Raw genomic sequence first — 26,883 nt, 5'->3', positions numbered from 1 at the left:
TTGAAAGAAAACAAACCTATGTTATAATGTAGGGGTTGCGTGTGTAAAAATTAATATTTTACATTAAATTGTGAATAGACTTGATAAAACAAGGCATATTCATCCTAATTCGTCACGTATGAAAATGTGAATAGATAGTTGGAGGGAAAAGCAAAATGACTGCAAACTGGGAAAAGTTAGAAGGGAACCGCGGTGTCCTTACATTTGAAGTAAGTGCAGAGAAAGTAAATGAAGGTTTAGACTCTGCATTTAAAAAAGTAGTACAAAAAATCAACGTACCAGGCTTCCGTAAAGGAAAAATGCCTCGTCCAATGTTTGAAAAGCGCTTTGGCGTTGAATCTTTATATCAAGACGCATTAGATTTCATTTTTCCAGAGGCTTATTTTAATGCCATTAACGAAATTGGAATCGATCCAATCGATCAACCTGAAAATGTAGATTTTGACCTAGATCAAATGGGTAAAAATAAAGAGTTTACTTTTAAAGCAACTGTTCAAGTAAAGCCAGAAGTAAAATTAGGCGAATACAAAGGTCTTGAAGTAGGAGAGTTTGACACAACTGTTACGGATGAAGATGTTCAAAAGGAAATTGAAACCTTACAAAATCGCCATGCTGAGTTAGTTGTAAAAGAAGAAGGCGCTGCTGTAATTGGTGATACAGTTGTTATCGACTTTGAAGGATTTGTCGATGGAGAAGCTTTTGAAGGTGGAAAAGCAGAAAACTATTCACTTGAATTAGGTTCTGGCTCTTTCATTCCTGGCTTTGAAGAACAACTAGTCGGACTAGCCGCTGGTGAATCCAAAGATGTGGAAGTTTCATTCCCTGAAGAATACCATGCAGCAGAGCTTGCTGGTAAACCAGCAACCTTCAAGGTTACTGTTCATGAAATCAAAGGAAAAGAGCTTCCAGCATTAGATGACGAATTTGCTAAAGATGTAGATGATGAAGTTGAATCATTAGATGCATTAAAACAAAAAATCAGAACTCGCTTAGAAGACAGCAAAAAGCACGAAGGTGAGCACCATGTTCGTGATACCGTCGTTGAAAAAGCCGCTGCAAATGTAGAAGTTGAAGTTCCGGAAGTTATGGTTAACAATGAAGTAAACCGCATGCTTCAAGAATTTGAACAACGCCTACAAATGCAAGGAATGAATCTTGAGCTTTATTTCCAATTCTCTGGTCAAGACGAAAACGCTCTTCGTGAACAAATGAAAGAAGAAGCGGTTAATCGTGTCCGTGTTAACTTAACATTAGAAGCAATTGCTAATGCGGAAAAACTTGAAGCTACAGATGAAGATGTAAATAAAGAACTTGAGAACATGGCAACCATGTATAACATGTCTGTTGATAGCATTAAGAAAGCACTTGGTGGTGTTGAAGGCATAAAAGCAGACCTTAAACTTAAAAAAGCCGTTGACTTTCTTGTTGAAAACAAGAAATAATGAATAAATAATGCGGGGCACGATTTCAATCGTGCCTCGTTTTATACAATTTTTAATTTACATATTATAATAAAGACAGGGAAACCTTTTTATCAATGGACTGGCAGGAATATTGAAGACACATATAGAATTAAATTAATTAAATTCTAACCAGGTTTAAGATTTATTTTTTATCATAATGGTTAAGCTTAATAAGTACATAAGTTTCTTTTGAGGGCGTTTCCAAACTGAAAAAAAGAGTGGAAAAATCAGACATAACCGAGTAAAGCTTTTTATTTCAGTCCATTGAGTAAATATGTTACAATCCAATACATAACGCTCGAAATATTTTGAAAAAGGCTCGGATTTTTGTTTGGACGTTCTAGTTAAAAATGGGATTATCAAGTTTCAAGGGGTGAAAATATTGTTTAAATTTAATGATGAAAAAGGGCAATTAAAGTGTTCCTTTTGTGGCAAGACACAGGATCAAGTCCGTAAGTTAGTTGCCGGACCGGGAGTTTATATATGTGACGAGTGTATCGAGCTTTGCACAGAAATCGTAGAGGAAGAGCTAGGAACAGAAGAAGAGGTTGAGTTTAAAGATGTTCCAAAGCCGAAAGAAATCTGTGAAATTCTCGATGAATATGTTATCGGTCAGGACCAGGCAAAAAAATCACTATCTGTAGCTGTTTACAACCACTATAAACGCATCAATTCCAATAGTAAAATTGATGATGTTGAACTCTCCAAGAGTAATATTTGTATGATTGGACCAACAGGAAGCGGTAAAACGCTTTTGGCACAAACATTGGCACGTATCCTGAATGTACCATTTGCAATTGCAGATGCTACCTCACTTACTGAAGCTGGATATGTTGGTGAAGACGTCGAAAATATTTTATTAAAATTGATTCAAGCTGCTGATTATGATGTTGAAAAGGCAGAAAAAGGAATCATTTATATTGATGAAATTGATAAAATCGCCCGCAAATCCGAAAATCCATCTATTACACGAGATGTTTCCGGTGAAGGGGTTCAGCAGGCATTGTTAAAAATTCTTGAAGGTACGGTTGCCAGCGTCCCACCACAAGGTGGCAGAAAGCACCCACATCAAGAGTTTATTCAAATCGATACAACGAATATTTTATTTATTTGCGGCGGTGCCTTTGATGGAATCGAACCTATTATTAAACGCCGTTTAGGCCAAAAAGTGATTGGTTTCGGATCTGATGTGAAGGTGCAAGAAATTGGACAAAAAGAGCTTCTTTCAAAAGTTCTTCCTGAAGATTTACTTCGATTCGGACTAATTCCAGAATTTATTGGTCGTCTACCAGTCATTGCAAGCCTAGAACAACTGGACGAATCAGCGTTGATTGAGATTTTAACAAAGCCGAAAAATGCTTTGGTGAAACAATATCAAAAAATGCTCGAAATCGACGATGTTGAATTGGAATTTGAAGAGGATGCTTTGAAGGAAATCGCGAAAAAAGCAATTGAACGAAAAACGGGTGCCCGTGGTTTACGTTCAATCATTGAAGGTATCATGCTAGATGTCATGTTTGATCTTCCATCACGCGATGATATTTCAAAGTGCATTATTACCAAAGAAACAGTTGTGGACAACAAAGAACCGAAGCTTATATTAGAAGATGGAACAGTAATTGACGAAGAAAGAAAAACTTCAGCATAACGATTTTTGCCCCGGAACGATTCCGGGGCTTTTCATTTTTTCGAAAACAATTGTTTAATTACAGATTCAAAGGAAAAATGAAACTGAAGAGGCTATTAGCGTCAAAATAGATGCTACGAAAGAAAAAAATGAAGCTAATAAAGGCTATTAGCGTCAAAATAGAGGCCACGAATGGAAAAAATGAAGCCAATAAAGGCAATTAGCGTCAAAATAGAGGCCACGAATGGAAACAATGAAGCTAATAAAGGCTATTAGCGTCAAAATAGATGCTTCGAAAGGAAAAAATGAAGCTAATAAAGGCTATTAGTGTCAAATTAGAGGCCATAAAAGGAAAAAATGAAGCTAATAAAGAATATTAGCTTCAAAATTGAGAAATTAAATGAAAAAAGTAAAAACCAATCTAGGTTACAAATAAAGATTTGTTCAGAATTCATAATAGGACCATTGACCAATACCTATCGACTTCATGTTTTTTTGCAAAATTCTTCTAATTATCGGTTTTGACGGAACAACCTTGCACCAATCAAAAATACTATTTGTAGTAATTTCCTTATCTGGAAATAGTAACTTGAATTCCCATACACTTCGCATTACAGCAGACTCCAGCTTTTCTTCGACTTCGCATACATTACAAATTAACTTAGTCCCCTTGACAGACGTCATTAAAGAATGACAAGACGCACAAGAAATCCCCATCTGAGGCTGATGATACTCATAATTAGGCAACATGTTTATCTTTGAATTTGTTTGGTGCAAGGAAACCAACTGCTCCGCAAGCTTTTTATGAGTTCCATTTACTTTTGATGGTTTTGAATTTAATTTTTTCATAAAACGGTTAATCTGTGTTGGAAATATAATGGACTTGTTTTCGGGGGCGTTGTATAAAGTAAACTCGGGGTTGATAAAGATAAGCCTTCCTTCAACGGGAATTTTAAAGCTAAGATTTTGAAGTAACTGTCGGAATAAGGTTTGACATCGTTTTAATTGATCGAGCGGATTCAGAATTTCTAATTCGGAGTTAATGTAAAATCTGTTCTGTTTAAAAAGATAATCTCCTTCATAATTTTTAACTTCAAATAGGTCAATTGTATCCTGAAAAATGATAGTTGTGTCAATTTGAAATGTAACTCCATTCACCTCAAGCAGCAAATCGTTTAGAATAATCTGATCTCCAGTAAGCTTTTCAGTTAATTCATCAAACCTCAATTCACCTTCGAAGCCTTTCTCTTTGTTTAAATAGTACTTTCTTTCTTCTTCTGTTAAAACCATTCGAGCATGTAAACTTCTCCATTTTTTTAATTCATCGGATACAATTCGATCTTTAAATGCCATACTCCACATCCTTTCTTACGGTACGAAGGTTATCAATCGTAATAAATTTTCCTCGAATCCACAGGGACTCACTATTAATTTTAAAGAAAAAAACAATGCAGTCACACTTAATGAATGAATATTTTGTTACATTCCTCGTTTCTCCAATATCTGGTTCCATGTTTATTCCATCTCTAAGCAGGAAATACTTATTAATATCCTAAGGAGTGCAGGAGGGAAATATATGAGTTGGACGGGGATTGCCTTATTTATACAGCTTTTTTTTGGAATCATCATCGGGCTGTATTTTTGGAATTTGCTTAAGAATCAGCGCACACAAAAAGTCTCCATTGATAGGGAATCTAGGAAGGAGATGGAGCAGCTTCGTAAAATGCGCTCGATTTCACTTACGGAACCATTAGCAGAAAAAGTGAGACCTACGAGCTTTCAGGATATAGTTGGACAAGAGGACGGGATCAAATCATTAAAAGCAGCATTATGTGGTCCAAATCCGCAGCATGTCATTATTTATGGACCGCCTGGAGTGGGAAAAACGGCGGCTGCCCGTTTAGTTTTAGAAGAAGCGAAAAAGAACCACAAATCTCCATTTAAACCATCGTCCGTTTTTGTTGAATTGGATGCGACAACCGCTCGTTTTGACGAACGGGGAATTGCAGACCCGTTAATCGGTTCGGTTCATGACCCTATCTACCAAGGAGCAGGTGCGATGGGGCAGGCGGGAATTCCCCAGCCAAAACAAGGTGCGGTGACCAATGCGCATGGCGGTGTACTATTTATTGATGAAATTGGAGAATTGCATCCTATCCAAATGAATAAGCTTTTAAAAGTATTGGAAGACAGAAAAGTATATTTGGAAAGTGCTTATTATAATGAGGAAAATACGCAGATTCCTACACATATTCATGATATTTTTAAAAATGGCCTTCCAGCAGATTTTCGCTTAATTGGGGCTACTACAAGAACACCGAACGAAATCCCACCTGCGATCCGATCCCGTTGTATGGAGGTTTTTTTTAGGGATTTAAATCAAGAAGAAATCATCACTGTAGCGAAAAAGGCGGCTAAAAAAGTTAATCTCGCTATTAACGAAACTGGTGTGGAGACACTCTCCCAGTATGCAAGAAATGGACGCGAAGCAGTCAACATGATTCAAATTGCTGCGGGTCTTGCGATTACGGAAGACAGAAACTTTATTAAAGATGAAGATATTGAATGGGTTGTCCATTCGAGTCAAATGACTCCTCGGATGGAACGAAAGATCAATGACAGCTCACGGATTGGGCTTGTGAATGGATTGGCAGTCTACGGCCCCAATTCTGGCGCTTTGCTCGAAATCGAAGTGACAGTCATTCCGGCAAAAGAAAAAGGTACCATTAATATTACGGGAATTGTGGAAGAAGAAAGCATTGGCGGTCAAGGTAAATCGATTCGTAGAAAAAGCATGGCGCGTGGCTCGATTGAAAATGTCATTACCGTGTTAAGATCGATGGGGGTGCCCGCAAATGATTACGATATTCATGTGAATTTTCCTGGCGGGATTCCGGTTGATGGCCCGTCGGCTGGGATTGCCATGGCGACGGGAATTTATTCGGCCATTTATCAAATGCCAATTGACAATACGGTAGCGATGACAGGAGAAATCAGCATTCATGGGAATGTTAAGCCGATTGGAGGAGTGTTTCCTAAGGTAAAGGCTGCTAAAAAGGCTGGGGCAAAAACAGTCATCATACCAAAAGAAAACATGCAATCCATTTTGAATGAAATTGAGGGTATTAACATTGTTCCGGTCAATCATCTTCATGAGGTTTTCGAAATGGCGCTAGTCAATGAATTTGCAAATAATAATACTATTCCTGCAGCAATCGAACTCTCCAAAAAAGAATCGATATAAGTAAAAGCTTCGGTTTGTACCTAGAATTGGCAAACCGAAGTTTTTTTGTATAAATATAAATCATAGCACTAAGTGAAACAGACGCATGCATTTTGTAAAAAATTTTTGCCAACAATCAATAAGCAATTTTCCATTTATAAATCAATTATTTGGGGAAAATAAATCGTATGAAAGTGTCTTTTCTCCTATTATTAGACACATTATTACAAATAAGATAGAATTGAAAAAAGAGATTTTAGCTTTTATTGATTTTTTGCATTTGGAGGTGCAGATTTTGGCGAAAAATAACGAATTAAACGTTCCCCTCCTACCGCTTCGGGGGCTCTTAGTCTATCCGACGATGGTTCTTCATTTAGACGTTGGTCGTGAACGATCGGTACAGGCGCTGGAAAAAGCGATGGTAGATGACCATCTCATTTTTTTAACTACTCAAAAGGATGTTTCTATAGATGAACCATTGGAAGAAGACCTATACAGGATGGGGACATTAACAAAAGTTAAACAAATGTTAAAGCTGCCAAATGGAACAATCCGAGTATTGGTAGAAGGGTTAGTCAGGGCGGAAATTGTGTCCTTTCAAGATGAAGAAGAGTATTACTCCGTCAGTATTGTAACCCATGAGGATCCCGATACGAGAGATGTGGAAGACCAGGCTTTGATGAGGACGATGCTTGAATATTTTGAGCAATACATAAAATTATCTAAGAAAATCTCTGCAGAAACGTATGCGTCTGTCGCAGATATCGAGGAACCTGGCAGAATGGCGGATATCATTTCCTCCCATTTGCCAATCAAGTTGAAAGAAAAACAGGATATTCTGGAAACCATTGAAGTGAAACAACGGATTAATCGAGTCATTGGTATCATTCATAACGAAAAAGAAGTCCTAAATCTTGAAAAGAAGATTGGACAACGTGTGAAGCGTTCCATGGAAAGGACGCAAAAAGAGTATTATTTGCGTGAACAAATGAAAGCAATCCAAAAGGAATTAGGTGACAAGGAAGGGAAAACGGGTGAAATTGCGGAACTGACTGAAAAAATCAATCAAGCCGGTATGCCTGAAAATGTTCATCAAATAGCCCTTAAGGAGCTTGATCGCTATGAAAAGGTTCCAGCTAGCTCTGCAGAAAGCTCCGTCATCAGGAACTATATTGATTGGCTTATTTCATTGCCGTGGTCAAAAAAGACAGAGGATGACATTGACATCCTTCGGGCCGAGAAAATTTTAAACAAGGAACATTATGGATTGGAGAAAGTAAAGGAACGCGTGCTGGAGTATTTAGCAGTTCAGAAGCTGACCAATTCTTTAAAAGGGCCGATTCTTTGTCTTGCAGGACCTCCGGGGGTTGGAAAAACAAGTCTTGCTCGCTCAATCGCTACATCTTTAAATCGTAATTTTGTCCGTGTATCACTTGGTGGTGTACGTGATGAGTCTGAAATTCGCGGGCATCGCAGGACTTATGTTGGCGCAATGCCTGGTCGAATTATCCAAGGAATGAAAAAAGCTGGAACCATTAACCCAGTCTTTTTATTGGATGAGATTGATAAAATGTCGAGCGATTTCCGCGGGGACCCATCGTCCGCTTTGCTTGAAGTGTTGGACCCCGAGCAAAATAGCAATTTTAGCGATCATTATATTGAAGAACCATATAATTTATCAAAGGTGATGTTTATTGCGACGGCCAATAATTTATCCACCATTCCGGGACCGCTTTTAGATAGAATGGAGATCATCACCATTGCTGGTTATACGGAGCTTGAAAAGGTTCATATTACGAGGGATCATTTGCTGCCAAAGCAGATTAAAGAAAATGGCCTTTCAAAAGGAATCCTTCAGGTTCGTGATGATGTGATTCTAAAGGTAGTTCGCTATTACACAAGGGAAGCAGGGGTCAGAAGCCTCGAACGACAAATGGCAACAATTTGCCGAAAAACAGCCAAGATTGTTGTTTCCGGTAAGAAAAAGCGTGTGGTGATCACGGAAAAGAACATTGAAGAATTTCTTGGGAAACCAAGATTCCGATATGGTCAGGCAGAAACGGAAAATCAGGTTGGTGTGGCAACAGGTCTGGCATACACAACTGTTGGCGGCGACACGCTGCAAATCGAGGTTTCGTTAGCACCTGGTAAAGGGAAGCTTGTGTTAACCGGAAAACTTGGTGATGTCATGAAGGAATCGGCTCAAGCTGCCTTCAGCTATGTTCGTTCAAAAGCCAAAGAGCTTGGAATTGAAGAAGATTTCCATGAAAAATATGATATCCATATCCATGTTCCCGAAGGTGCTGTTCCGAAAGATGGGCCATCAGCAGGGATTACAATTGCAACGGCGCTGGTTTCGGCATTGTCAGGTAGACCGATTCGCCGTGAAGTAGGAATGACAGGAGAAATTACATTGAGGGGCCGGGTACTTCCGATTGGCGGGTTAAAAGAAAAAACGCTCAGTGCCCACCGTGCGGGCTTAACAAAAGTAATTCTTCCAAAAGATAACGAAATGGATATTGATGACATACCGGAAAGTGTTAGAAATGAATTAGAATTTGTGCTTGTTTCCCACGTCGATGAAGTGTTAAAGCATGCACTATTAGAAGGTGTGGTAAAGTGAAAGTAACAAGTGCAGATATAGTCATTAGTGCGGTTAAACCAGAGCAGTATCCGGAAACGGAAATTCCTGAATTTGCCCTTGCCGGCCGTTCAAATGTAGGGAAATCTTCGTTTATCAATAAGATGCTGAATCGAAAAAGCTTGGCCAGGACCTCGTCAAAACCTGGTAAAACGCAAACATTAAATTTCTTTTTAATCAATGAAGTTCTCCATTTTGTAGATGTTCCGGGCTATGGATATGCCAAAGTATCAAAAACGGAGCGGGCCGCTTGGGGGAAAATGATTGAAACATATATTACTTCCCGCGAGCAATTAAAAGCTTGCGTACTTATTGTTGATTTGCGTCATCCGCCAACCCAAGATGATGTGATGATGTATGATTTTTTAAAGCATTATGAAATTCCTTGCTTGATCGTTGCAACAAAGGCGGATAAAATTCCAAAAGGAAAATGGCAAAAGCATTTAAAAGTGACACGTGAAACCTTAGACCTTGATAAAAATGACCAGATTATCCTTTTCTCATCAGAAACAGGCGAAGGAAAAGATAAAGCATGGTCTATCATTGAAAGTTATATGTAAAAAATAAACGCCCCGATTTTCAGGGCGTTTATTTTTTCTTTTTTAGTAAAAAATAGAAACCAATAACAATTAAAAGTGCTGGCCAGAATTTCCCGATAAATGATACGCCATGTTGGAGTATCCCCAAATGTCCGGCAAGCTTATTATAAAATAGCAGTAGGATCGCTAGGATGAAAAATAGGAAGGCTTGAGATAATCCAGTGCCCGTTTTTTGAAAGCGGAGAAAAAATCCAATTGAAATGATAAGTATTAACATACCGACTGTATTTTGCGGCCAAAATGCAGCATGACCGACAAGATGAAAATGAAGGCCAAAACCTGTCATGATCACGCCTGGAAGAATGGATTCTGCCTCTTTGGAGCCATAGCCTTGACCTAAAAAGGCAATTCCAACAATCATGATTAATGTGGGCCACGTAAAAAATTGTTGAAAAATAGTAATTCCTAATTGTTGTAGGAAAAAGTAAGCGCCGAATCCAATTAAAATGACTCCAGTAAAAATTCGTTGATTTTTCATTTAAAAACACCACTTCCAGTAAGGTTCACTTGAATCTAGTTAGTTTTTTTGGTACGGTACATAAGGAAGGATTTTGTCGATTATAAAAAATTTGAAAATTGTTTAGCTCCAGCGGCTAAGGGCTCTAAATTTTACAGCCAATCGCTTTTGAAGGCAAAGCCTTGAGAAGTGCTTGTCTAGCACTAAGTCCATGTCCAAGGCGCTTTTGCTTTTCATTTTACCACAATAGTTTCCTTTTCTGTTCACAATTGTGAGCAAATAGTATAATATACTCATGATATAATCAGAATAGTTTGTATTGTTCTTTTTAAGGGGGGTGTCCTTTTCCAAATGCATATATTAGTGATGGGTCTTAACTATAAAACTGCCCCTGTTGAAATCCGTGAGCGGTTAACATTTAGTGAATCTGACCTTGTAGATGCCATTAAAAAATTAAACACCAAGAAAAGCATCTTTGAAAATATAATATTGTCTACGTGTAATCGTACGGAAATTTATGCTGTAGTTGATCAACTACATACAGGCCGATACTATATTAAAGAATTTCTGTCGGAATGGTTTGGACTTGATCAAGCAGAGTTTTCTCCTTATTTTTATGTGTATGAAGAGGATGGAGCAGTTGATCATTTATTCAGAGTAACGTGCGGACTTCAATCGATGGTTTTAGGTGAAACTCAAATTTTAGGCCAAGTACGTGAAAGCTTTTTATTGGCGCAGCAGGAAGCGGCAACCGGTTCTATTTTTAATCACCTGTTTAAACAGGCAATTACCGTAGGGAAACGCGGACATTCGGAGACCGAAATCGGAGCTAATGCCGTATCTATTAGCTACGCTGCCGTTGAACTGGCTAAGAAAATTTTTGGAACATTACAAAGCAAGCATGTGTTAATTTTGGGTGCAGGGAAAATGGGAGAGCTTGCGGCACAGAACCTGCACGGAAACGGTGTACGAAAGGTTACGGTTATTAACCGGACCTTTGAAAAGGCGAAGGATCTTGCGAATCGTTTCGGTGGAGAGGCCAAAACGCTAGAAGAGCTACAATCATCCTTAGTGGATGCCGATATCCTCATTAGCTCTACTGGCGCCAACGAGATTGTCATTTCAAAAGAGATGATGGCGAAGGTGGAAAAAATGCGGAAGGGCAAGCCATTGTTTATGGTCGATATTGCAGTTCCCCGCGACTTGGATCCCAAGATTGCTGAGCTGGAAAATGTGTTTTTATACGATATCGACGATTTAGAGGGGATTGTCGAAGCTAATCTGCAAGAGCGTAAGAAAGCAGCTGAAAAAATCATGCTGATGATTGAAAAGGAAATCGTTGAATTCAAGCAATGGCTTGGTTTACTTGGTGTGGTTCCTGTTATTTCAGCTCTAAGGGAAAAGGCATTAGCCATTCAAGCAGAAACAATGGTTAGCCTCGAGCGAAAGCTAGCTCCTTTATCTGAACATGACAGGAAAGTATTAAATAAACATACAAAGAGTATTATTAACCAGCTTTTAAAGGATCCCATTTCACAGGTGAAGGAATTGGCTGCCCAACCAAATGCCAACGAGGCTTTGGAATTATTTAAGAAAATATTTAATATTGAAGATACTGTTCAGGAACAACAATCGAAAGCAGCCGAACCCAATATTCCGATGGTAAATGTCCCGCAGGCTTCCTTTCAGTCATAAGGGGTAAAGGGGTATGACCAACATCTTTATGACAAGGCTGCATGAATTTACAGTCATTCTATATGCCTTCAGTGTGCTGTTATATTTTTTCGATTTTCTAAACCATAACCGGAAGGCAAATCGGATTGCCTTCTGGTTACTTGCGTTTGTATGGGTTGTACAAACAATATCTTTCATTTTTTATATGTATAAGACAGGGAGATTTCCCGTTCTGACGATCATGGAAGGTCTTTATTTTTATACGTGGGTCTTAATCACCCTATCTGTCATCATCAACCACTTATTAAAAGTTGATTTTATCGTTTTTTTTACCAATATCCTTGGTTTTATCGTTATGGTGATTCACACATTTGCTCCGGTAGAATACGGTTCACATATAATGGGCAAGCAGTTGATTTCTGAACTGCTTTTGATCCATATTACAATGGCGATTCTTTCCTATGGAGCATTTTCTTTATCATTTGTCTTTTCGCTGTTGTATCTCATTCAATACGACCTATTGAAAAGAAAGAAATGGGGAAAAAGATTAATTAGAATTGCCGATTTAGAACAATTAGAACGATTGTCTTATATTTTTGCAGTTGTCGGTGTTCCAATGCTGATGTTAAGCCTAATTTTAGGCTTGCAGTGGGCTTTTCTAAAGCTACCTGGGATGCCTTGGTATGATATAAAAATCATTGGCTCATTTCTGTTATTAATCGCGTATAGCATTTATTTGTATTTACGAATTGGGAAAGAGCAAGCTGGAAAGTCATTAGCGTTATGGAATGTCGCTTCTTTTTTAATTGTGTTAATTAACTTCTTCTTATTTGGTAAATTATCTTCTTTTCATTTTTGGTACGGGTAAACCTTAGGAGGCTCTCATGAGAAAAATAATAGTAGGTTCTAGACGAAGCAAGCTTGCCTTAACACAAACCAATTGGGTTATCGATCAGCTAAAAAAGCTTGGGGGAGACCAGTTTGAATTCGAAGTAAAAGAAATCGTCACAAAAGGGGATAAAGTGTTAGACGTAACCCTTTCTAAAGTAGGCGGTAAGGGCCTATTTGTAAAAGAAATTGAGCAGGAAATGCTAAATAAAGAGATTGACATGGCAGTACATAGTATGAAGGATATGCCTGCTTTCTTACCGGAGGGTCTGACAATTGGCTGTATTCCGTTTCGTGAAGATCATCGCGACGCTCTCATTTCAAGGGGGCATATTAAATTAGCCGATTTAAAACCAGGATCGATTATTGGTACGAGCAGTTTGCGCCGTAGTGCCCAATTGCTGATGAAACGACCGGATTTAGAAATCAAGTGGATTCGTGGAAATGTCGATACAAGATTAAATAAATTAGAGGAAGAAGAGTACGATGCCATTCTATTAGCCGCTGCGGGACTGAAACGCCTTGGCTGGGCATCCGAGACGGTAACTGAATTTTTAGATACAGATATTTGCATTCCAGCTGTTGGTCAAGGGGCTTTATCGATCGAATGCCGTGAAGATGACCGCGAGCTATTAGCGCTATTTGAAAAATTTACGTGCAAAAAAACGGAAAGAGCCGTAAGGGCAGAGCGGGCTTTCTTACAAAAAATGGAGGGCGGCTGCCAAGTACCAATTGCTGGTTTTGCCCGTGTTGAGGAAAACGATGAAATTATCCTAGATGTTCTCGTAGCTTCCCCAGAAGGGCAAGTTGTGTTCAAAGAGGAACTTAGAGGCTTTAATCCGGAAGAGCTAGGGATTCACGCCGCCGACCAGTTAATCGAAAAAGGGGCAAAAGACCTTATTGAAAAAGTGAAACGGGAGCTTGAGGGATCATGCTAAAACCTTCACCTCTTCTTGAAAAAAAAGTGCTTGTTCCAAGAGGAGAAAAGCAGGCGAAATCCTTTTCGCAGCTTGTTAAGCAGTACGGAGGGATTCCAATTGAAATCCCTCTTCTTGCTTTTCGCCCCATCGTGAAAAATCAGTGCCTTGAAGCAGTGCTCAAAGCATTGGATACATATGATTGGATTATTTTCACAAGTAATGTAGCGGTTGAAACTTTTTTTTCCTTGGTTCCCATCGCTGCGGTTAAAAACGATCCGAAAATCGCCGTAATTGGGAAGAAAACGGCAGAAATTGTTGCAGCAAAAGGATTGGAGGTCGGGTTTGTCCCGACAGCCTTTGTGGCGGAAAGCTTCGTGGAGGAGTTTACACCCTTGATAAAAAGCAGTTCGAGGGTACTGATCCCAAAAGGGAATCTTGCCAGAGAATATATTGCGGGCTCTCTTACTGAACTTGGTGCCCATGTCGATGAGGTTATTATTTATGAAACTTACATGCCGGAGGAAAGCCGTCAGAAATTAGCAAGGATGCTAGCGGAAAAACAGCTCGATATTCTGATGTTTACCAGTCCGTCAACGGTTGACCACCTTATGGGGGTTGTACAGGATTATGCACTAGAAGAACAGCTAAAAGAATGTATTATTAGCTGCATTGGTCCAAGTACCGAAAAAAAACTTCACGAATACGGATTACCTGTTCATGCCTCACCGAAAGAATATACCGTTAAAGAAATGATTAAAAGTACAATTACTTATTTAGAACATGGTGAATAAAAGTGATAAACTAGTAACATCATGAAAATTATTTTGGGGGTATTCACAAATGGAACTTCAATTTTCACGTCATCGCCGCCTTCGCTCAAGTGCCAATATGCGTGCACTTGTCAGGGAAAATCATTTACGGGCTGAGGACTTTATTTATCCATTATTTATTATTGAAGGAGAAAATGTTCGCAAAGAAGTATCTTCCATGCCAGGAGTGTTCCAGGTTTCAATGGACCATCTTCAAGCAGAAATGGAAGACATCGTTGCTCACGGGATTAAGTCTGTTTTATTATTCGGAATCCCAGCAACGAAAGATGAGTGTGGCGGACAAGCATACCATGATCATGGCATCGTCCAAGTTGCAACCCGTTTTATTAAAGAAAAATTTCCGGATATCATCATTGTTGCCGATACATGCTTGTGTGAATATACAAGCCACGGCCATTGCGGGGTAGTAGAAGGTGAAAAAATCCTCAACGACCCATCTCTTGAATTGCTTGTTAAAACAGCAGTAAGTCAGGCAAAAGCTGGAGCAGATATTATTGCTCCTTCCAATATGATGGACGGGTTCGTTACCGCCATCCGTGCTGGATTGGATGAAGCTGGATTTACGGAAGTACCGGTTATGTCTTATGCAGTGAAATATGCATCCGCATTTTATGGACCTTTCCGGGAAGCAGCAGAGGGTGCACCGCAGTTTGGCGACCGGAAAACTTATCAAATGGACCCTGCAAACCGGATGGAAGCATTTAGAGAAGCAGAATCGGATGTTGCAGAAGGTGCAGACTTCTTAATTGTGAAGCCTGGAATGCCTTACCTTGATATCGTTCGGGATGTCAAAAATAATTTTAACCTTCCAGTAGTTGTTTACAATGTTAGCGGTGAGTATGCCATGATTAAAGCGGCTGCTCAAAACGGCTGGATTGACGAGAAAAAGACCGTTCTTGAAATGTTAATCGGCATGAAGCGCGCCGGTGCTGATCTCATTATTACCTACCATGCAAAAGATGCGATCAGCTGGTTAAAAGAAGACGAATAAACATTATTGGAAAAGAGGGAATAGGATGCGTTCGTATTCAAAATCGATTGAAGCCTTTAAAGTAGCTAAACCCCTTATGCCCGGTGGTGTCAACAGCCCGGTTCGTGCTTTTAAGTCTGTGAAAATGAATCCGATTTTCATGGAAAGAGGAAAAGGATCGAAAATATATGATTTAGATGGAAATGAATATATTGACTATGTGCTTTCATGGGGACCATTAATTCTCGGCCATACGAATGATCGTGTTGTCGAAGCACTGAAAAAAGTGACGGAAATGGGTACAAGCTTTGGTGCACCAACCTTAATGGAAAATGAATTAGCGAAGCTTGTTATAGAACGGGTTCCATCAATTGAAGTCATCAGGATGGTCAATTCCGGAACAGAGGCTACGATGAGTGCCCTCCGTTTAGCGAGAGGGTATACTGGTCGCAACTTAATTTTGAAATTCGAAGGCTGCTATCATGGTCATGGTGATTCATTATTAATCAAAGCAGGCTCCGGTGTAGCAACCCTTGGGCTCCCAGACAGCCCAGGGGTACCAGAGGGAATTGCCAAAAATACGATTACAGTACAATATAATGACCTTGAAGGTGTTAAATATGCCTTTGAACAATATGGTGAAGACATAGCTGCCATCATCGTTGAACCCGTTGCCGGCAATATGGGGGTTGTACCACCGCTTCCGGGATTTTTAGAAGGACTTCGTGAAGTTACTACCCAATACGGGGCACTGCTAATTTTCGATGAAGTCATGACTGGCTTCCGTGTCGGCTACAACTGTGGACAAGGCTATTTCGGTATCACACCTGATATAACCTGTTTAGGAAAAGTAATCGGTGGAGGACTTCCGGTTGGAGCTTACGGTGGAAAAGCGGAAATTATGGAACAGATCGCGCCAAGCGGTCCCATCTATCAGGCAGGCACACTGTCTGGCAACCCGCTGGCGATGACGGCTGGTTTTGAAACATTAAGCCAGGTAACTCCAGAGCATTATCAGGAGTTTATTCGCAAAGGGGACATGCTGGAGGCTGGCTTTAAGGCTGCGGCAGCGAAATATGACATTCCGATTACCTTTAACCGTGCAGGCTCGATGATTGGCTTCTTCTTTACTAATGAACCTGTCATCAATTATGAAAAAGCAAAGACATCGAACTTGGAATTTTTTGCTTCTTATTATCGTGAAATGGCTGAACAGGGCGTCTTCTTGCCTCCATCACAATTCGAAGGTTTGTTCTTATCCACTGAACATTCTGATGCGGATATTGAAAAAACGATTCATGCAGCAGAAATTGCTTTTTCCAAATTAAAATAATAGAACATTGAGGATGTCTCAAAAGGGTCAGATCCCTCGCTAAACACTCAATATATAGTTGATTATGCAAAGATTAGCTATAAATTGTAGGTTGAGGGGTCTGACTCTTTGTTGTGAGGCACCCTCTTATTTTTTGGTCAAACACAGTCATGCTTTTTTTTGAATTCTTATCGATTAAAGAGGAGTGCAAGTACATCAATTTTTAACACAGTTTACATAAAAAAAATCTTTTTAAAGTACTTATTAAGAATAAATCGGTATGCTATAATATGCTAGAAATTTTGATTTTTGTAAAATAATAGGGAAAGTTGTGTAGGTTGAATGAAATTAAAAAATATAGGTTTACTCCTTTTAATTGTCATCGTTGCAGTTAATTTGAGTGCTTGTGAGAACCCTTTATATAGTAGCAAAAGGGTAGAAAAACCAGTCCAGGCAACAAAAAGTGAGAATAAAATAAAAATATCTACGGATCAAGTGGAAATGGAAAAGGAAATTAAAATGGAAATGGAACGCCGCAACGAAGAAGATTTAAAGAAAAAAATCCGCGAATATTTACTAGCTAAAAACTTAAGTGGCAGTGTTTCAGTGGTCAAAAACAAACACGTTCTTTTTCAAGAAGGTGTTGGCTACGCAAATGAGGAGAAGAAACTGTTAAATCAACCTTCAACTACTTACCCAATCGGTTCCATCACGAAAATGTTTGTGGCAACAAGTATTATGATGCTGCAGGATCAGCATAAATTAGATATTCAAGATCCAATTTCGAAGTATATTCCGAATTTTCCGAATGGAAATCAAATTAAAATATATAATTTCTTAACCCATACATCGGGAATCCCAGCCTACCATTGGCATAATGGAGATACGACACCGTTAAAATTAGTCCAGACAATTCAAAAATCACCCGTCAAATTTCAGCCAGGAGCTAAATGGGATTATCTTGATGCCAATTATATTGTTCTTGGCTATTTGGTAGAAAAAGTATCCGGTACCCCGCTACATGAATTTATTCAAAAAAATATCATTGATAAGGTCCATCTAAACGATACGGGGTTTATTACACATGATCATCCTGTTCCATATACGTCTGAAAGCCATCTGAAAAAGGAGAATAATGTCGAAACGTTCCAATCTATAAGTCCATATCCGTTATTTAGCTGCGGTGATATTTACTCAACACCATATAATTTATCTTTGTTTGATCAAGCTTTAATGGACGGTGAGCTTGTCTCAAAAGAAAGTCTTGCACAAATGATGACACCATCACCGGTATCTAAATATGGGTTAGGGATGTATAATAATGGAACTTCAGTGTATAGTATAGGGGTTTTAGGTGGATGGTATTCAATGCATTCTTATTATTATAATGACAATACGTCCGTTGTTTTATTACTAAATGAAAAACGGCAAGGCATGGTTATTGATTACTATGTTAATGACATTTATCAAATTGTAAAAGAATCTCCTAATCTTGATAGTCATCAAGTTAGAGGTCATTTAACACTCGACTAGCTAGCGAGTGTTTTTCTTTTTTTACTTATCATAATTAATCATAACGCCTCATAGAGTGTAAGTGACATAGTGATTTTTTGCGTGATATGAAACGAAAGGAGGAGTCGCTTTGTCTCAGGAGAACCAATCGTCCTTACGATTTTCCTTGGAAGAAGCTTTGTGGTTTAGAAAAGGACAGGAAGTCGAAGAGCTTGTTTCGATATCCTTGGATCCAGACATTACTATCCAGGAGAATGATCAATATGTTACGATACGCGGTTCGCTTGTACTAACGGGAGAATATAAAAGCCATGATGCCGAGCATACAAGCGAGGAGGAAGGGGAAAAATCGCAAAAGTTTGTTGAAAGTGTGGAAGAACGTGAAGAAGGAAATTGTGATTTTTCACATCGCTTTCCAGTAGATATTACCATTCCAAATAATCGAATACAAAGTATTTATGATATTGATGTTCTGGTGGAATCGTTTGATTATTCCCTGCCAGAGCGAAGCTGTTTAAAGTTATCAGCTGAGCTGACGATCAGTGGTTTGTATGGGGCCGAGCAGCAAGAAGAAATTCTTGAGCTTGAGGTACTTCACCGCAGTGAAGATGAGTATTCTGAAGAAGAACCATACGCCGATCAAGAAAGTTATAACGAGGAACCCTTGCTGTTTGAAGCAGAAGCGAGAAAGCAACAAGAGGAGGAAAGTGTCGCAGAATTACCGAAGTTCCCTAACTTTTCATTTCAACCACAGCAACATCATAACTACCAACAGGAATATCCATGGTACTATCAACAGCCAAGAAGTGATGAAAAGCATGTTGAAGTGAAAGTGGAAGTAGAAGTGGAAGAGGAATTCTTCGTTGAATCAGTGCCTGAACATAAGGAGCATTTTGAAGAAGAAAGTTCATCATCCCCTGAACATGATTTGAAAGAGAAAATAAAGAATAAATTGTTCAAAAAGAAAAGCATGACGCTGACAGAGTTTTTTGCCCGCAAGGATGAGAACTCAGAACAGGCTAAATTAAAGGTATGTATTGTTCAAAGAGGAGATACGGTGGATAGTATTGCAGACCGCTATCATATAACGGTGCAAAATCTGCTCAAGGTAAACAATCTTGAAATCAATCATGATGTATTTGAAGGTCAGGTATTATATATTCCGGTTGCATATGCAAAAAAATAACAGTTTGTAAAAAGAAGATGAGCAGACCTTTTCAAAAAGCCATGCTCACCTTCTTTTAAGTACTTTTTTAATTTATATGGATCGCCCCCAGCGCTCTGCGACTCGTGTAGTTCGCTAAACGGGCGCCCTGCGCTTTTCTGTGCAATAAGAAAGGATAAATTTAACTTTGAGAATTGTCCATCTTCAGGCGCCTGCTTTTCTTATTGTCTAGCTCCTGCGCCTAGCCCCTCGGGTCATAAGCCACTTCCAAAATGAAGGCAAAGAGCGCCTTCTTTTTGGAACCGTCTTATGCCTGTCAGGGCTAACCAGGCGCATCCGCTTTTCTTATTGTCTAGCTCCTGCGCCTAGCCCCTCGGGTCATAAGCCACTTCCAAAATGAAGGCAAAGAGCGCCTTCTTTTTGGAACCGTCTTATGCCTGTCGGGGCTGACCAGGCGCATACGCTTTTCTTATGAAAGAGAGTTGAGTAGTCATGATTGACTCGAATCGGCTGGAAGCACTTGCACCTATTTTAAATAACTATCATATTGAGCCCTATTTTGTTGAGGATTTCGGACCTGTCCAAAAAATTTACTCGAACAAAGGAACGTTTGCCCTTAAAAAGATCGTCCCCTCGATCGGGACAGATTTTATCCACCATGTCCATACTTTGTATCAAAAGGGTTATAACCGGATTGTTCCGATCTATCCGACGATGGACGGCCGCTACGGAGTTCTATACGAACAAGATCTTTATTATCTTATGCCATGGATGTCGAATGACCTAAAGGAAAATCCCGAACAAAAAAATCTTCAGTTATTTCGTGAATTAGCGAGATTTCATACCCTTTCTGTAAAAGAAATCCCGGTAAGCAAAGAAGAACGAACCGAGCATTATGAAAAGACGGTTCAGCAGCTCGAAAAAAATCAGGAATTCCTTGATGGTTTTATCGATGAATGTGAAAAAAAGACGTATATGTCTCCGTTCGAATTGCTCTATTGCTTATATTACAATGAAATAAGCCAGGCATTACGATTTTCAAAATCAAAATTTGAAGAATGGTATGAGAACTCGAAGGAAGCGGAGAAAGCCCGCATGGTGATAACCCACGGGAAATTATCATCCGAGCATTTTCTTTATGATGACCGAGGGTATGGATATTTCATTAATTTTGAAAATGCCCGATACGGATCACCGATTCATGATATGCTCCCCTTTTTATCACGATCGCTCAATACGATGCCAAAACGAAATGATGATACTATTAATTGGGTTTTTCATTACTTTAAGTACTTTCCTTATAAGGCGGATGAGAAGTTGTTGTTTTTAAGCTATTTGGCCTACCCTATCCCCGTAATCCAAGTCGCAGAAAGCTATTTTCGCAAGCGGCAGTCTAAAATTGAGTTGAAATGGGTACGGCAGCTTCAGCGCAGCTATTGGCATTTAAAAAACTCTGAGTATGTTGTGATGAGAATGGTAGAAATTGAAAATCAAGCAAAAGAAGGAGCCCAGCAGCAGTAAGTATGCTTTAATGGGCTCCTTAAATAATTTTCAGAAAAATCATCATGCCAATCATCAGTAAAAAGGCTAATAAGAAGATATCAAAGACAGTAGGAATCAAAATGGTCCGAATCCCTTGAAAAATGATAATGGGCACAATAAATTGCCCACAAATTCTTCGAAAACCGATAAACCAGGGCTGATATTTAAACCTGTGGAAGCTTCTTTTCAATGAAAGCCCCTCCTCCTAAAGTAAGAGATATATTCTATGTATATTCCTTAAAGTCCAACAATTCTCCAAAAAAATGAATCTAAGAAAAAATTAATCTTTTTTTCACAATATATCCTACTCAATTTGAAGAAACATGCATAATGTATAAAATATAAAAAAATTGGCGATCATGATTGACGATACCACCCTATTTTGGGTAGTATAACAATATACTAAATAAACAAAGCATTGACAGGGAAGAGTACGATGTGAACTGACTTTAAGAGAGGGAAATCACAAGCTGGGAGATTTCCTAAGCAGAACGTCGGAAGGTCGCCCATGAGCTTCTTCAGCGAAAGGATTGTTACATCCAATTAGTTGAAGACGGATGAAATCCGTTATCCAATTAAGCGCCAATCATGTTTTTTGATTGGAAAAAAGGTGGTACCGCGAAGCAAACTCCATTCGTCCTTTTATGGATGAATGGGGTTTTTTATTTTTTCAGGTACCTTTACATTAACAAAGGAGGAATAACGATGGAAACAAAAGAAATAACAATGCCCACCAAATATGATCCGCTATCAATCGAGAAAGGGCGTTATGACTGGTGGTTAAAGGGAAAGTTTTTTGAAGCAAAGGATGACGAGGGGAAACAGCCATATACGATTGTAATTCCACCGCCAAATGTAACCGGAAAGCTTCATTTGGGTCATGCGTGGGACACCACTCTTCAGGATATTCTTACCCGTATGAAACGGATGCAGGGCTATGACGTACTTTGGCTTCCTGGTATGGACCATGCCGGAATCGCGACTCAAGCGAAAGTAGAAGAAAAGCTTCGCAATGAAGGAAAGAACCGTTACGACTTAGGGAGAGAAAAATTTGTTGAGGAAACTTGGAAGTGGAAGGAAGAATATGCCTCCCATATCCGCCAACAGTGGGGGAAATTAGGTTTAGGACTTGACTACAGCCGCGAGCGCTTCACCCTTGATGAAGGCTTATCCGCAGCGGTTCGTGAAGTTTTCGTTACCCTATATAACAAAGGCCTCATTTACCGCGGTGAATATATCATCAACTGGGATCCGTCCACAAAGACAGCATTATCAGATATTGAAGTTATTTATAAGGATGTTCAAGGTGCTTTTTATCATCTTAAATATCCACTTGCAGATGGTTCAGGCCATATCGAGGTTGCTACTACTCGTCCGGAAACAATGCTCGGTGATACAGCTGTTGCTGTTCATCCAGAAGATGAGCGCTACAAACACTTAATTGGGAAGACCGTAATCCTGCCAATCGTTGGCCGTGAAATTCCGATTGTCGCTGATGACTATGTGGACATGGAATTTGGTTCAGGGGCTGTCAAAATTACTCCTGCCCACGATCCAAACGACTTTGAGCTTGGAAACCGTCACACTCTAGAACGAATCCTTGTGATGAATGAAGACGGCTCCATGAATGATAAGGCTGGCAAGTATCAAGGTCTTGACCGTTTCGAATGCCGCAAGCAAATTGTCAAAGATCTTCAGGAACAAGGGGTTCTATTTAAAATTGAAGAACATCTTCACTCAGTTGGTCACTCAGAGCGCAGTGGTGCAGTAGTTGAACCATATCTTTCTACTCAATGGTTTGTTAAAATGCAGCCACTTGCGGATGAAGCAATTGCACTGCAAAGCAAAGATAACAAAGTAAATTTTGTTCCAGACCGGTTTGAAAAAACATATCTACATTGGATGGAAAACATTCGTGACTGGTGTATTTCAAGACAATTATGGTGGGGTCATCGTATACCAGCTTGGTATCATAAAGAAACAGGTGAAGTATTTGTTGGACATGAAGCACCTGAAGATATTGAAAACTGGGAGCAGGACAAAGACGTATTAGATACATGGTTTAGCTCAGCACTATGGCCATTCTCAACCATGGGCTGGCCTAATACGGAAGCCTCTGATTACAAACGTTACTTCTCAACAGATGTTCTTGTAACTGGCTATGATATCATCTTCTTCTGGGTATCAAGAATGATTTTCCAAAGCCTTGAATTTACTGGAGAGCGCCCATTTAAGGATGTTTTAATCCATGGACTTGTACGGGATGCCCAAGGACGTAAGATGAGTAAATCACTTGGTAACGGTGTCGATCCAATGGAAGTAATCGATCAATACGGTGCGGACGCACTTCGCTACTTCCTTTCAACAGGATCTTCTCCAGGCCAAGATTTACGCTATAGTACTGAAAAAGTTGAAGCGACCTGGAACTTTGCCAATAAAATTTGGAATGCTTCCCGCTTTGCTTTAATGAATATGGACGGAATGACCTACGAAGAAATTGATTTAAGCGGTGAAAAATCAGTAGCTGATAAGTGGATTTTAACAAGATTAAATGAAACGATTGAAAATGTAACCAGACTTTCCGATCGTTATGAATTTGGGGAAGTTGGACGGACATTATACAATTTCATTTGGGATGATTTCTGCGATTGGTATATCGAAATGGCAAAGCTTCCGTTATATGGAGAAGATGAGGCTGCGAAGAAAACTACCCGTTCCATTCTTGCTTATGTATTAGATCAAACGATGCGTCTATTACATCCGTTCATGCCATTTATCACCGAGGAAATTTGGCAAAATCTTCCTCATGCTGGGGAGTCGATCACAACAGCAAGATGGCCTGAAGTAAAACCAGAATTCAGCGATGAGCAAGCGGCAGCGGAAATGAAAATGTTAATGGAAATGATTCGCTCTGTTCGTAATATCCGTGCCGAAGTAAATACACCAATGAGCAAAAAAATTAAAATGCTTGTAAAAACGAAGGATGAAGAAGTTTTGAAAGCAGTCGAGAAAAATCGCAGCTATATCGAACGATTCTGTAATCCTGAGGAATTACAAATGGGCACAATGGTGGATGTTCCTGAAAAAGCGATGACGGCAGTGGTTACTGGTTTGGAAATCATTCTCCCACTTGAAGGACTCATCAACATTGAGGAAGAGATTGCCCGCCTTGAAAAGGAATTTGACAAATTAAACAAAGAAGTAGAAAGAGTTCAAAAGAAATTGAGCAATGAAGGCTTTATGAAAAAGGCTCCTGAGAGTGTCATTGCCGAAGAGCGTGCCAAAGAAAACGATTATCTTGAAAAAAGAGCGGTTGTAGAATCTCGTTTAAATGAGTTAAAAGGGATATAATATATGAAGGCGAATTCTTTAGGGGGTTCGTCTTCCTCTTATTTAAGAAAGGGCTTTGTTGAATTATTTAATTTTCCCAATATCAAGGCTATGAAATTTAATTTATTTCTGAATTTATGAAGTCAAAAACCCTATTTGGTTACCAATATTACAAAAATATTTTGAATAAAACATAATCTAAGACAAAAAAGGGGTGTCAAAATGCTTACTACCTATCAAGAAGCCGTTGACTGGATCCATTCGAGGTTAAGACTTGGGATCAAACCAGGTTTAAAACGCATGGAATGGATGATGGACAGACTAGGGAACCCTGAGGCGAAAATAAAAGCTGTTCATATTGGCGGAACGAATGGGAAAGGGTCAACAGTTACTTTTCTTCGTTCGATTCTTCAAGCTGAAGGATATACGGTTGGAACGTTTACTTCACCATATATCGAACAGTTTAATGAGCGAATTAGTGTAAATGGCAAGCCTATTAGTGATCAGGAAATACTTGAATTGGTGAAGATGATTCTTCCTTTGGCAGACGAATTAGAAGAAACTGAACTTGGCGGACCAACGGAATTTGAGGTCATTACCGCTATGTCCTTTTATTATTTTGCTCATCACCCACAACTTGATATAGTCATTTATGAAGTAGGTCTAGGAGGGAGATTTGATTCGACCAATATCCTACATCCATTAGCCTCCATCATTACAAATATCGGACTTGATCATACCAATATACTTGGAAATTCTTATGAAGAAATTGCCTTTGAAAAGGCTGGAATTATAAAAGCGAATACTCCGATTTTTACAGCGGTTCAGCATCCCGGTGCGCTTAAGGTGATCGAAGAACAAGCAGAAAAACAACATGCACCGATTTATCGAATAAATCATGAGTTTTCTATTCAAAAGCACAATTCACTCGAAAAAGGTGAAATGTTTACAGTAGAAATGGGACCTCTTTCAGTTGAACAGTTGGAAATTAGTATGATAGGAAAGCATCAAACAGAAAATGCTGCACTTGCAGTAATGGCTGCCCAATATTTAACACAAATAGGCTCTTTAGTAATAACGGAAAGAGCTATCCGGAATGGTTTACTACAGGCTTATTGGCCAGGAAGATTTGAAATTCTTTCAGAGCATCCGCTTGTGATCATTGATGGTGCCCATAATGACGAAGGAATTGCGACATTAGTACATGAACTGTCCACCAGGTTTGCTGATCGGTACATTCATGTTGTCTTTGCTGCATTGAAGGACAAAAAGCTTGATCAAATGATTGCCCAATTAGACAAAGTGGCAGACCAAATCACTTTTGTCTCCTTTGATTTTCCAAGGGCAGCCGCAGCAGAGGATCTCTTGAAAATAAGCCATTCTCAAAACAAACTGGCAGTAGATGACTGGAAAACGTATTTAATTGATGAAATTCATTGTTTGAATACCAACAGTATCCTTGTTGTTACAGGATCCCTTTACTTTATTTCAGAAGTAAAGCCGCATTTATGTAGAATATTAAAAAATATGAAGATTTCGCTGTGACATTTTCTTTAATTTTGATAAAATTAGTAATATCTTGAATTAATGCTATTTTTAGAGAGGAGGATTTAGATGGGTGTAAATCCAAAAGCAAAAAAAGTGATTTTTCTTCTTTGGATATTAATCGTTCCGGTAGGAATGTGGTATACCTATCAAACCTATCCTCCTCATGATGCCGACAATTGGGTAGAATTATCGGCATTTTTACTATTAACTGTAATAGTTGCTACTATGCCGATCGATATCAATAATGTGCCAATTTTTTTAATACAATGGATCACACTGAGCACTTTCTTAAGCTTTGGACTATTTGTCGAAATGGTCTTTTCGCAAATCGCTGTCATTGCATTATTGCTCAAGCTAAGGGTGCAAAAGGACCAATATTTTCGTTTTCCTCTCAATGGGTTGATGTTTTTTATTGTTTCTTTGGGAAGTGGAGCAGTCTTTTATATGCTCGGTGGTCAAACAGGGGTCAGCCTTGTTCAACATCCTCACAGACTTGGGCTGGCAGTTTTGTATGTTGTCCTCTATTATGTTCTAAATCAAATCGTTCTCTCTTTTTATCTTTTTTTATTTAATGGAAGGAAAGTATCCTTTTTTGGAAAAGATTTCATTGTGGAGACCATTACCACTCTTATCACTTTCCCTCTTGGGTTTGTCTTGTACATGCTTTATTATCAAATAGGATTACAAGCCCTTTTGTTTGTTGGGATCCCGTTTGTAAGCGTATCAATCATTTTTAATCGCTATTATTCAAGTGAAAAAATAAATGGTTTTTTTCAAAAAGCTGCTGAAATCGGTCATCAGATGGCAGAGCGCCATGAGGTTAATGGTGTCATTGATCTCTTTATTCAGAAGCTAAGTGAGATGCTTCCTGTTGATTATGCTTATATTCTTGAGACGATTGATGATCAAGAACTTAAATTAATCCGCCGGATTGAAGACGGAGAAGTTCTCTCTAATGATTTACCAGGTTTGAAAAAAAATGAAGGAATCATTGGCAATGCCTGGGTAAAGCAAAAAGCTTTTTTATTTTCCTCTAAAAAAGAATGGAACGATATCAATATTGGTTATATCCATGAACTTGCTGAGAGCATTTTATGTGTGCCCATTGCAAGAAATAAAAAGGTAATAGCTGTGTTACTGCTCGCCTCGAAACAGAAACGAGCCTATTAAAAGTCTCAGCTC

The 26,883-nt window shown here is 39.1% G+C and carries 20 protein-coding genes and 1 other annotated feature; of the genes, 17 read left to right on the top strand and 3 right to left on the bottom strand.

Features of this window, described 5'->3' with window-relative positions; translation table 11 throughout:
- Window positions 1–155: 155 nt before the first annotated feature.
- A complete protein-coding gene (tig, locus tag BN1082_RS21170; RefSeq protein WP_090637899.1) occupies window positions 156–1,442 on the top strand; it encodes a trigger factor in 1,287 nt (428 codons plus the stop codon).
- Between the two features lie 403 nt (window positions 1,443–1,845).
- Window positions 1,846–3,111 carry an ATP-dependent protease ATP-binding subunit ClpX gene (gene clpX / locus BN1082_RS21165; RefSeq protein WP_090637897.1) on the top strand — a complete coding sequence of 422 codons (1,266 nt, stop codon included), beginning with the start codon at window positions 1,846–1,848 and terminating at the stop codon, window positions 3,109–3,111.
- 423 nt (window positions 3,112–3,534) lie between these two features.
- Here the strand turns inward: clpX and BN1082_RS21160 are convergent, their stop codons facing one another.
- Entirely contained in the window at window positions 3,535–4,443 is a 909-nt protein-coding gene (locus tag BN1082_RS21160; RefSeq protein ID WP_090637894.1) for a nuclease-related domain-containing protein, read from the bottom strand.
- Between the two features lie 223 nt (window positions 4,444–4,666).
- Here BN1082_RS21160 and lonB point away from each other — a divergent pair, with 223 nt between their 5' ends.
- The 3 genes from lonB to yihA all read left to right on the top strand — a co-directional run bounded on the left by lonB (window position 4,667) and on the right by yihA (window position 9,514).
- Window positions 4,667–6,334: an ATP-dependent protease LonB gene (gene lonB / locus BN1082_RS21155; protein ID WP_090637892.1), complete on the top strand. Its 1,668-nt coding sequence runs from the start codon at window positions 4,667–4,669 to the stop codon at window positions 6,332–6,334.
- 274 nt (window positions 6,335–6,608) lie between these two features.
- Entirely contained in the window at window positions 6,609–8,936 is a 2,328-nt protein-coding gene (lon, locus tag BN1082_RS21150) for an endopeptidase La (protein ID WP_090638479.1), read from the top strand.
- Window positions 8,933–9,514 (top strand): ribosome biogenesis GTP-binding protein YihA/YsxC, encoded by a 582-nt coding sequence (gene yihA, locus BN1082_RS21145; RefSeq protein ID WP_090637889.1) that lies wholly within the window; start codon window positions 8,933–8,935, stop codon window positions 9,512–9,514. The genes lon and yihA overlap by 4 nt, the downstream gene beginning before the upstream one ends.
- A 28-nt stretch (window positions 9,515–9,542) precedes the next feature.
- On the opposite strand, the gene BN1082_RS21140 is transcribed toward yihA, so the two are convergent.
- The gene (locus tag BN1082_RS21140) at window positions 9,543–10,031 is read right to left on the bottom strand and encodes a LiaF transmembrane domain-containing protein (protein ID WP_090637887.1); all 489 of its coding nucleotides are present in this window, start codon (window positions 10,029–10,031) and stop codon (window positions 9,543–9,545) included.
- Window positions 10,032–10,361: 330 nt separating this feature from the next.
- Between BN1082_RS21140 and hemA the strand changes: the two genes are divergently transcribed.
- The 9 genes from hemA to ysxE all read left to right on the top strand — a co-directional run bounded on the left by hemA (window position 10,362) and on the right by ysxE (window position 20,802).
- The gene (hemA, locus tag BN1082_RS21135; protein WP_090637885.1) at window positions 10,362–11,705 is read left to right on the top strand and encodes a glutamyl-tRNA reductase; all 1,344 of its coding nucleotides are present in this window, start codon (window positions 10,362–10,364) and stop codon (window positions 11,703–11,705) included.
- Between the two features lie 13 nt (window positions 11,706–11,718).
- The gene (locus tag BN1082_RS21130) at window positions 11,719–12,552 is read left to right on the top strand and encodes a cytochrome c biogenesis protein (protein ID WP_090637882.1); all 834 of its coding nucleotides are present in this window, start codon (window positions 11,719–11,721) and stop codon (window positions 12,550–12,552) included.
- Between the two features lie 16 nt (window positions 12,553–12,568).
- The gene (hemC, locus tag BN1082_RS21125; RefSeq protein WP_090637880.1) at window positions 12,569–13,510 is read left to right on the top strand and encodes a hydroxymethylbilane synthase; all 942 of its coding nucleotides are present in this window, start codon (window positions 12,569–12,571) and stop codon (window positions 13,508–13,510) included.
- Complete coding sequence (locus tag BN1082_RS21120; protein ID WP_090637877.1) at window positions 13,504–14,283, top strand: uroporphyrinogen-III synthase; 780 nt, start codon at window positions 13,504–13,506, stop codon at window positions 14,281–14,283. Before hemC ends, BN1082_RS21120 begins: the two co-directional genes overlap by 7 nt.
- Window positions 14,284–14,332: 49 nt before the next feature.
- Window positions 14,333–15,313: a porphobilinogen synthase gene (gene hemB, locus BN1082_RS21115; RefSeq protein ID WP_090637874.1), complete on the top strand. Its 981-nt coding sequence runs from the start codon at window positions 14,333–14,335 to the stop codon at window positions 15,311–15,313.
- A gap of 25 nt (window positions 15,314–15,338) precedes the next feature.
- Window positions 15,339–16,625, top strand: a complete 1,287-nt coding sequence (hemL, locus tag BN1082_RS21110) for a glutamate-1-semialdehyde 2,1-aminomutase (RefSeq protein ID WP_090637872.1) — start codon at window positions 15,339–15,341, stop codon at window positions 16,623–16,625.
- 321 nt (window positions 16,626–16,946) lie between these two features.
- The gene (locus BN1082_RS21105; protein WP_090637869.1) at window positions 16,947–18,137 is read left to right on the top strand and encodes a serine hydrolase domain-containing protein; all 1,191 of its coding nucleotides are present in this window, start codon (window positions 16,947–16,949) and stop codon (window positions 18,135–18,137) included.
- A gap of 109 nt (window positions 18,138–18,246) precedes the next feature.
- A complete protein-coding gene (spoVID, locus tag BN1082_RS21100; protein WP_090637866.1) occupies window positions 18,247–19,302 on the top strand; it encodes a stage VI sporulation protein D in 1,056 nt (351 codons plus the stop codon).
- A 471-nt stretch (window positions 19,303–19,773) separates the two neighbouring features.
- Window positions 19,774–20,802 carry a spore coat protein YsxE gene (gene ysxE, locus BN1082_RS21095; protein WP_090637863.1) on the top strand — a complete coding sequence of 343 codons (1,029 nt, stop codon included), beginning with the start codon at window positions 19,774–19,776 and terminating at the stop codon, window positions 20,800–20,802.
- A 19-nt stretch (window positions 20,803–20,821) separates the two neighbouring features.
- On the opposite strand, the gene BN1082_RS21090 is transcribed toward ysxE, so the two are convergent.
- Window positions 20,822–21,013: a hypothetical protein gene (locus BN1082_RS21090; protein ID WP_090637861.1), complete on the bottom strand. Its 192-nt coding sequence runs from the start codon at window positions 21,011–21,013 to the stop codon at window positions 20,822–20,824.
- A gap of 219 nt (window positions 21,014–21,232) precedes the next feature.
- Window positions 21,233–21,468: a binding site (T-box leader), on the top strand.
- A gap of 60 nt (window positions 21,469–21,528) precedes the next feature.
- On the opposite strand from BN1082_RS21090, the gene BN1082_RS21085 reads away from it, so the two are divergent.
- The 3 genes from BN1082_RS21085 to BN1082_RS28310 all read left to right on the top strand — a co-directional run bounded on the left by BN1082_RS21085 (window position 21,529) and on the right by BN1082_RS28310 (window position 26,871).
- On the top strand, window positions 21,529–24,174 hold the full coding sequence (locus BN1082_RS21085; RefSeq protein ID WP_090637858.1) for a valine--tRNA ligase: 2,646 nt from the start codon (window positions 21,529–21,531) through the stop codon (window positions 24,172–24,174).
- A 201-nt stretch (window positions 24,175–24,375) separates the two neighbouring features.
- Window positions 24,376–25,698 (top strand): bifunctional folylpolyglutamate synthase/dihydrofolate synthase, encoded by a 1,323-nt coding sequence (locus BN1082_RS21080; RefSeq protein WP_090637855.1) that lies wholly within the window; start codon window positions 24,376–24,378, stop codon window positions 25,696–25,698.
- A 69-nt stretch (window positions 25,699–25,767) separates the two neighbouring features.
- Entirely contained in the window at window positions 25,768–26,871 is a 1,104-nt protein-coding gene (locus BN1082_RS28310) for a GAF domain-containing protein (protein WP_245640500.1), read from the top strand.
- The last annotated feature ends 12 nt before the right edge of the window (window positions 26,872–26,883 follow it).

Source organism: Neobacillus massiliamazoniensis, assembly GCF_001048695.1.
GTDB classification, from domain to species: Bacteria; Bacillota; Bacilli; order Bacillales; family Cytobacillaceae; genus Neobacillus; species Neobacillus massiliamazoniensis.
The sequence above is the reverse complement of the archived record's forward strand: the minus strand, read 5'-3'. Positions and strand labels throughout refer to the sequence as shown.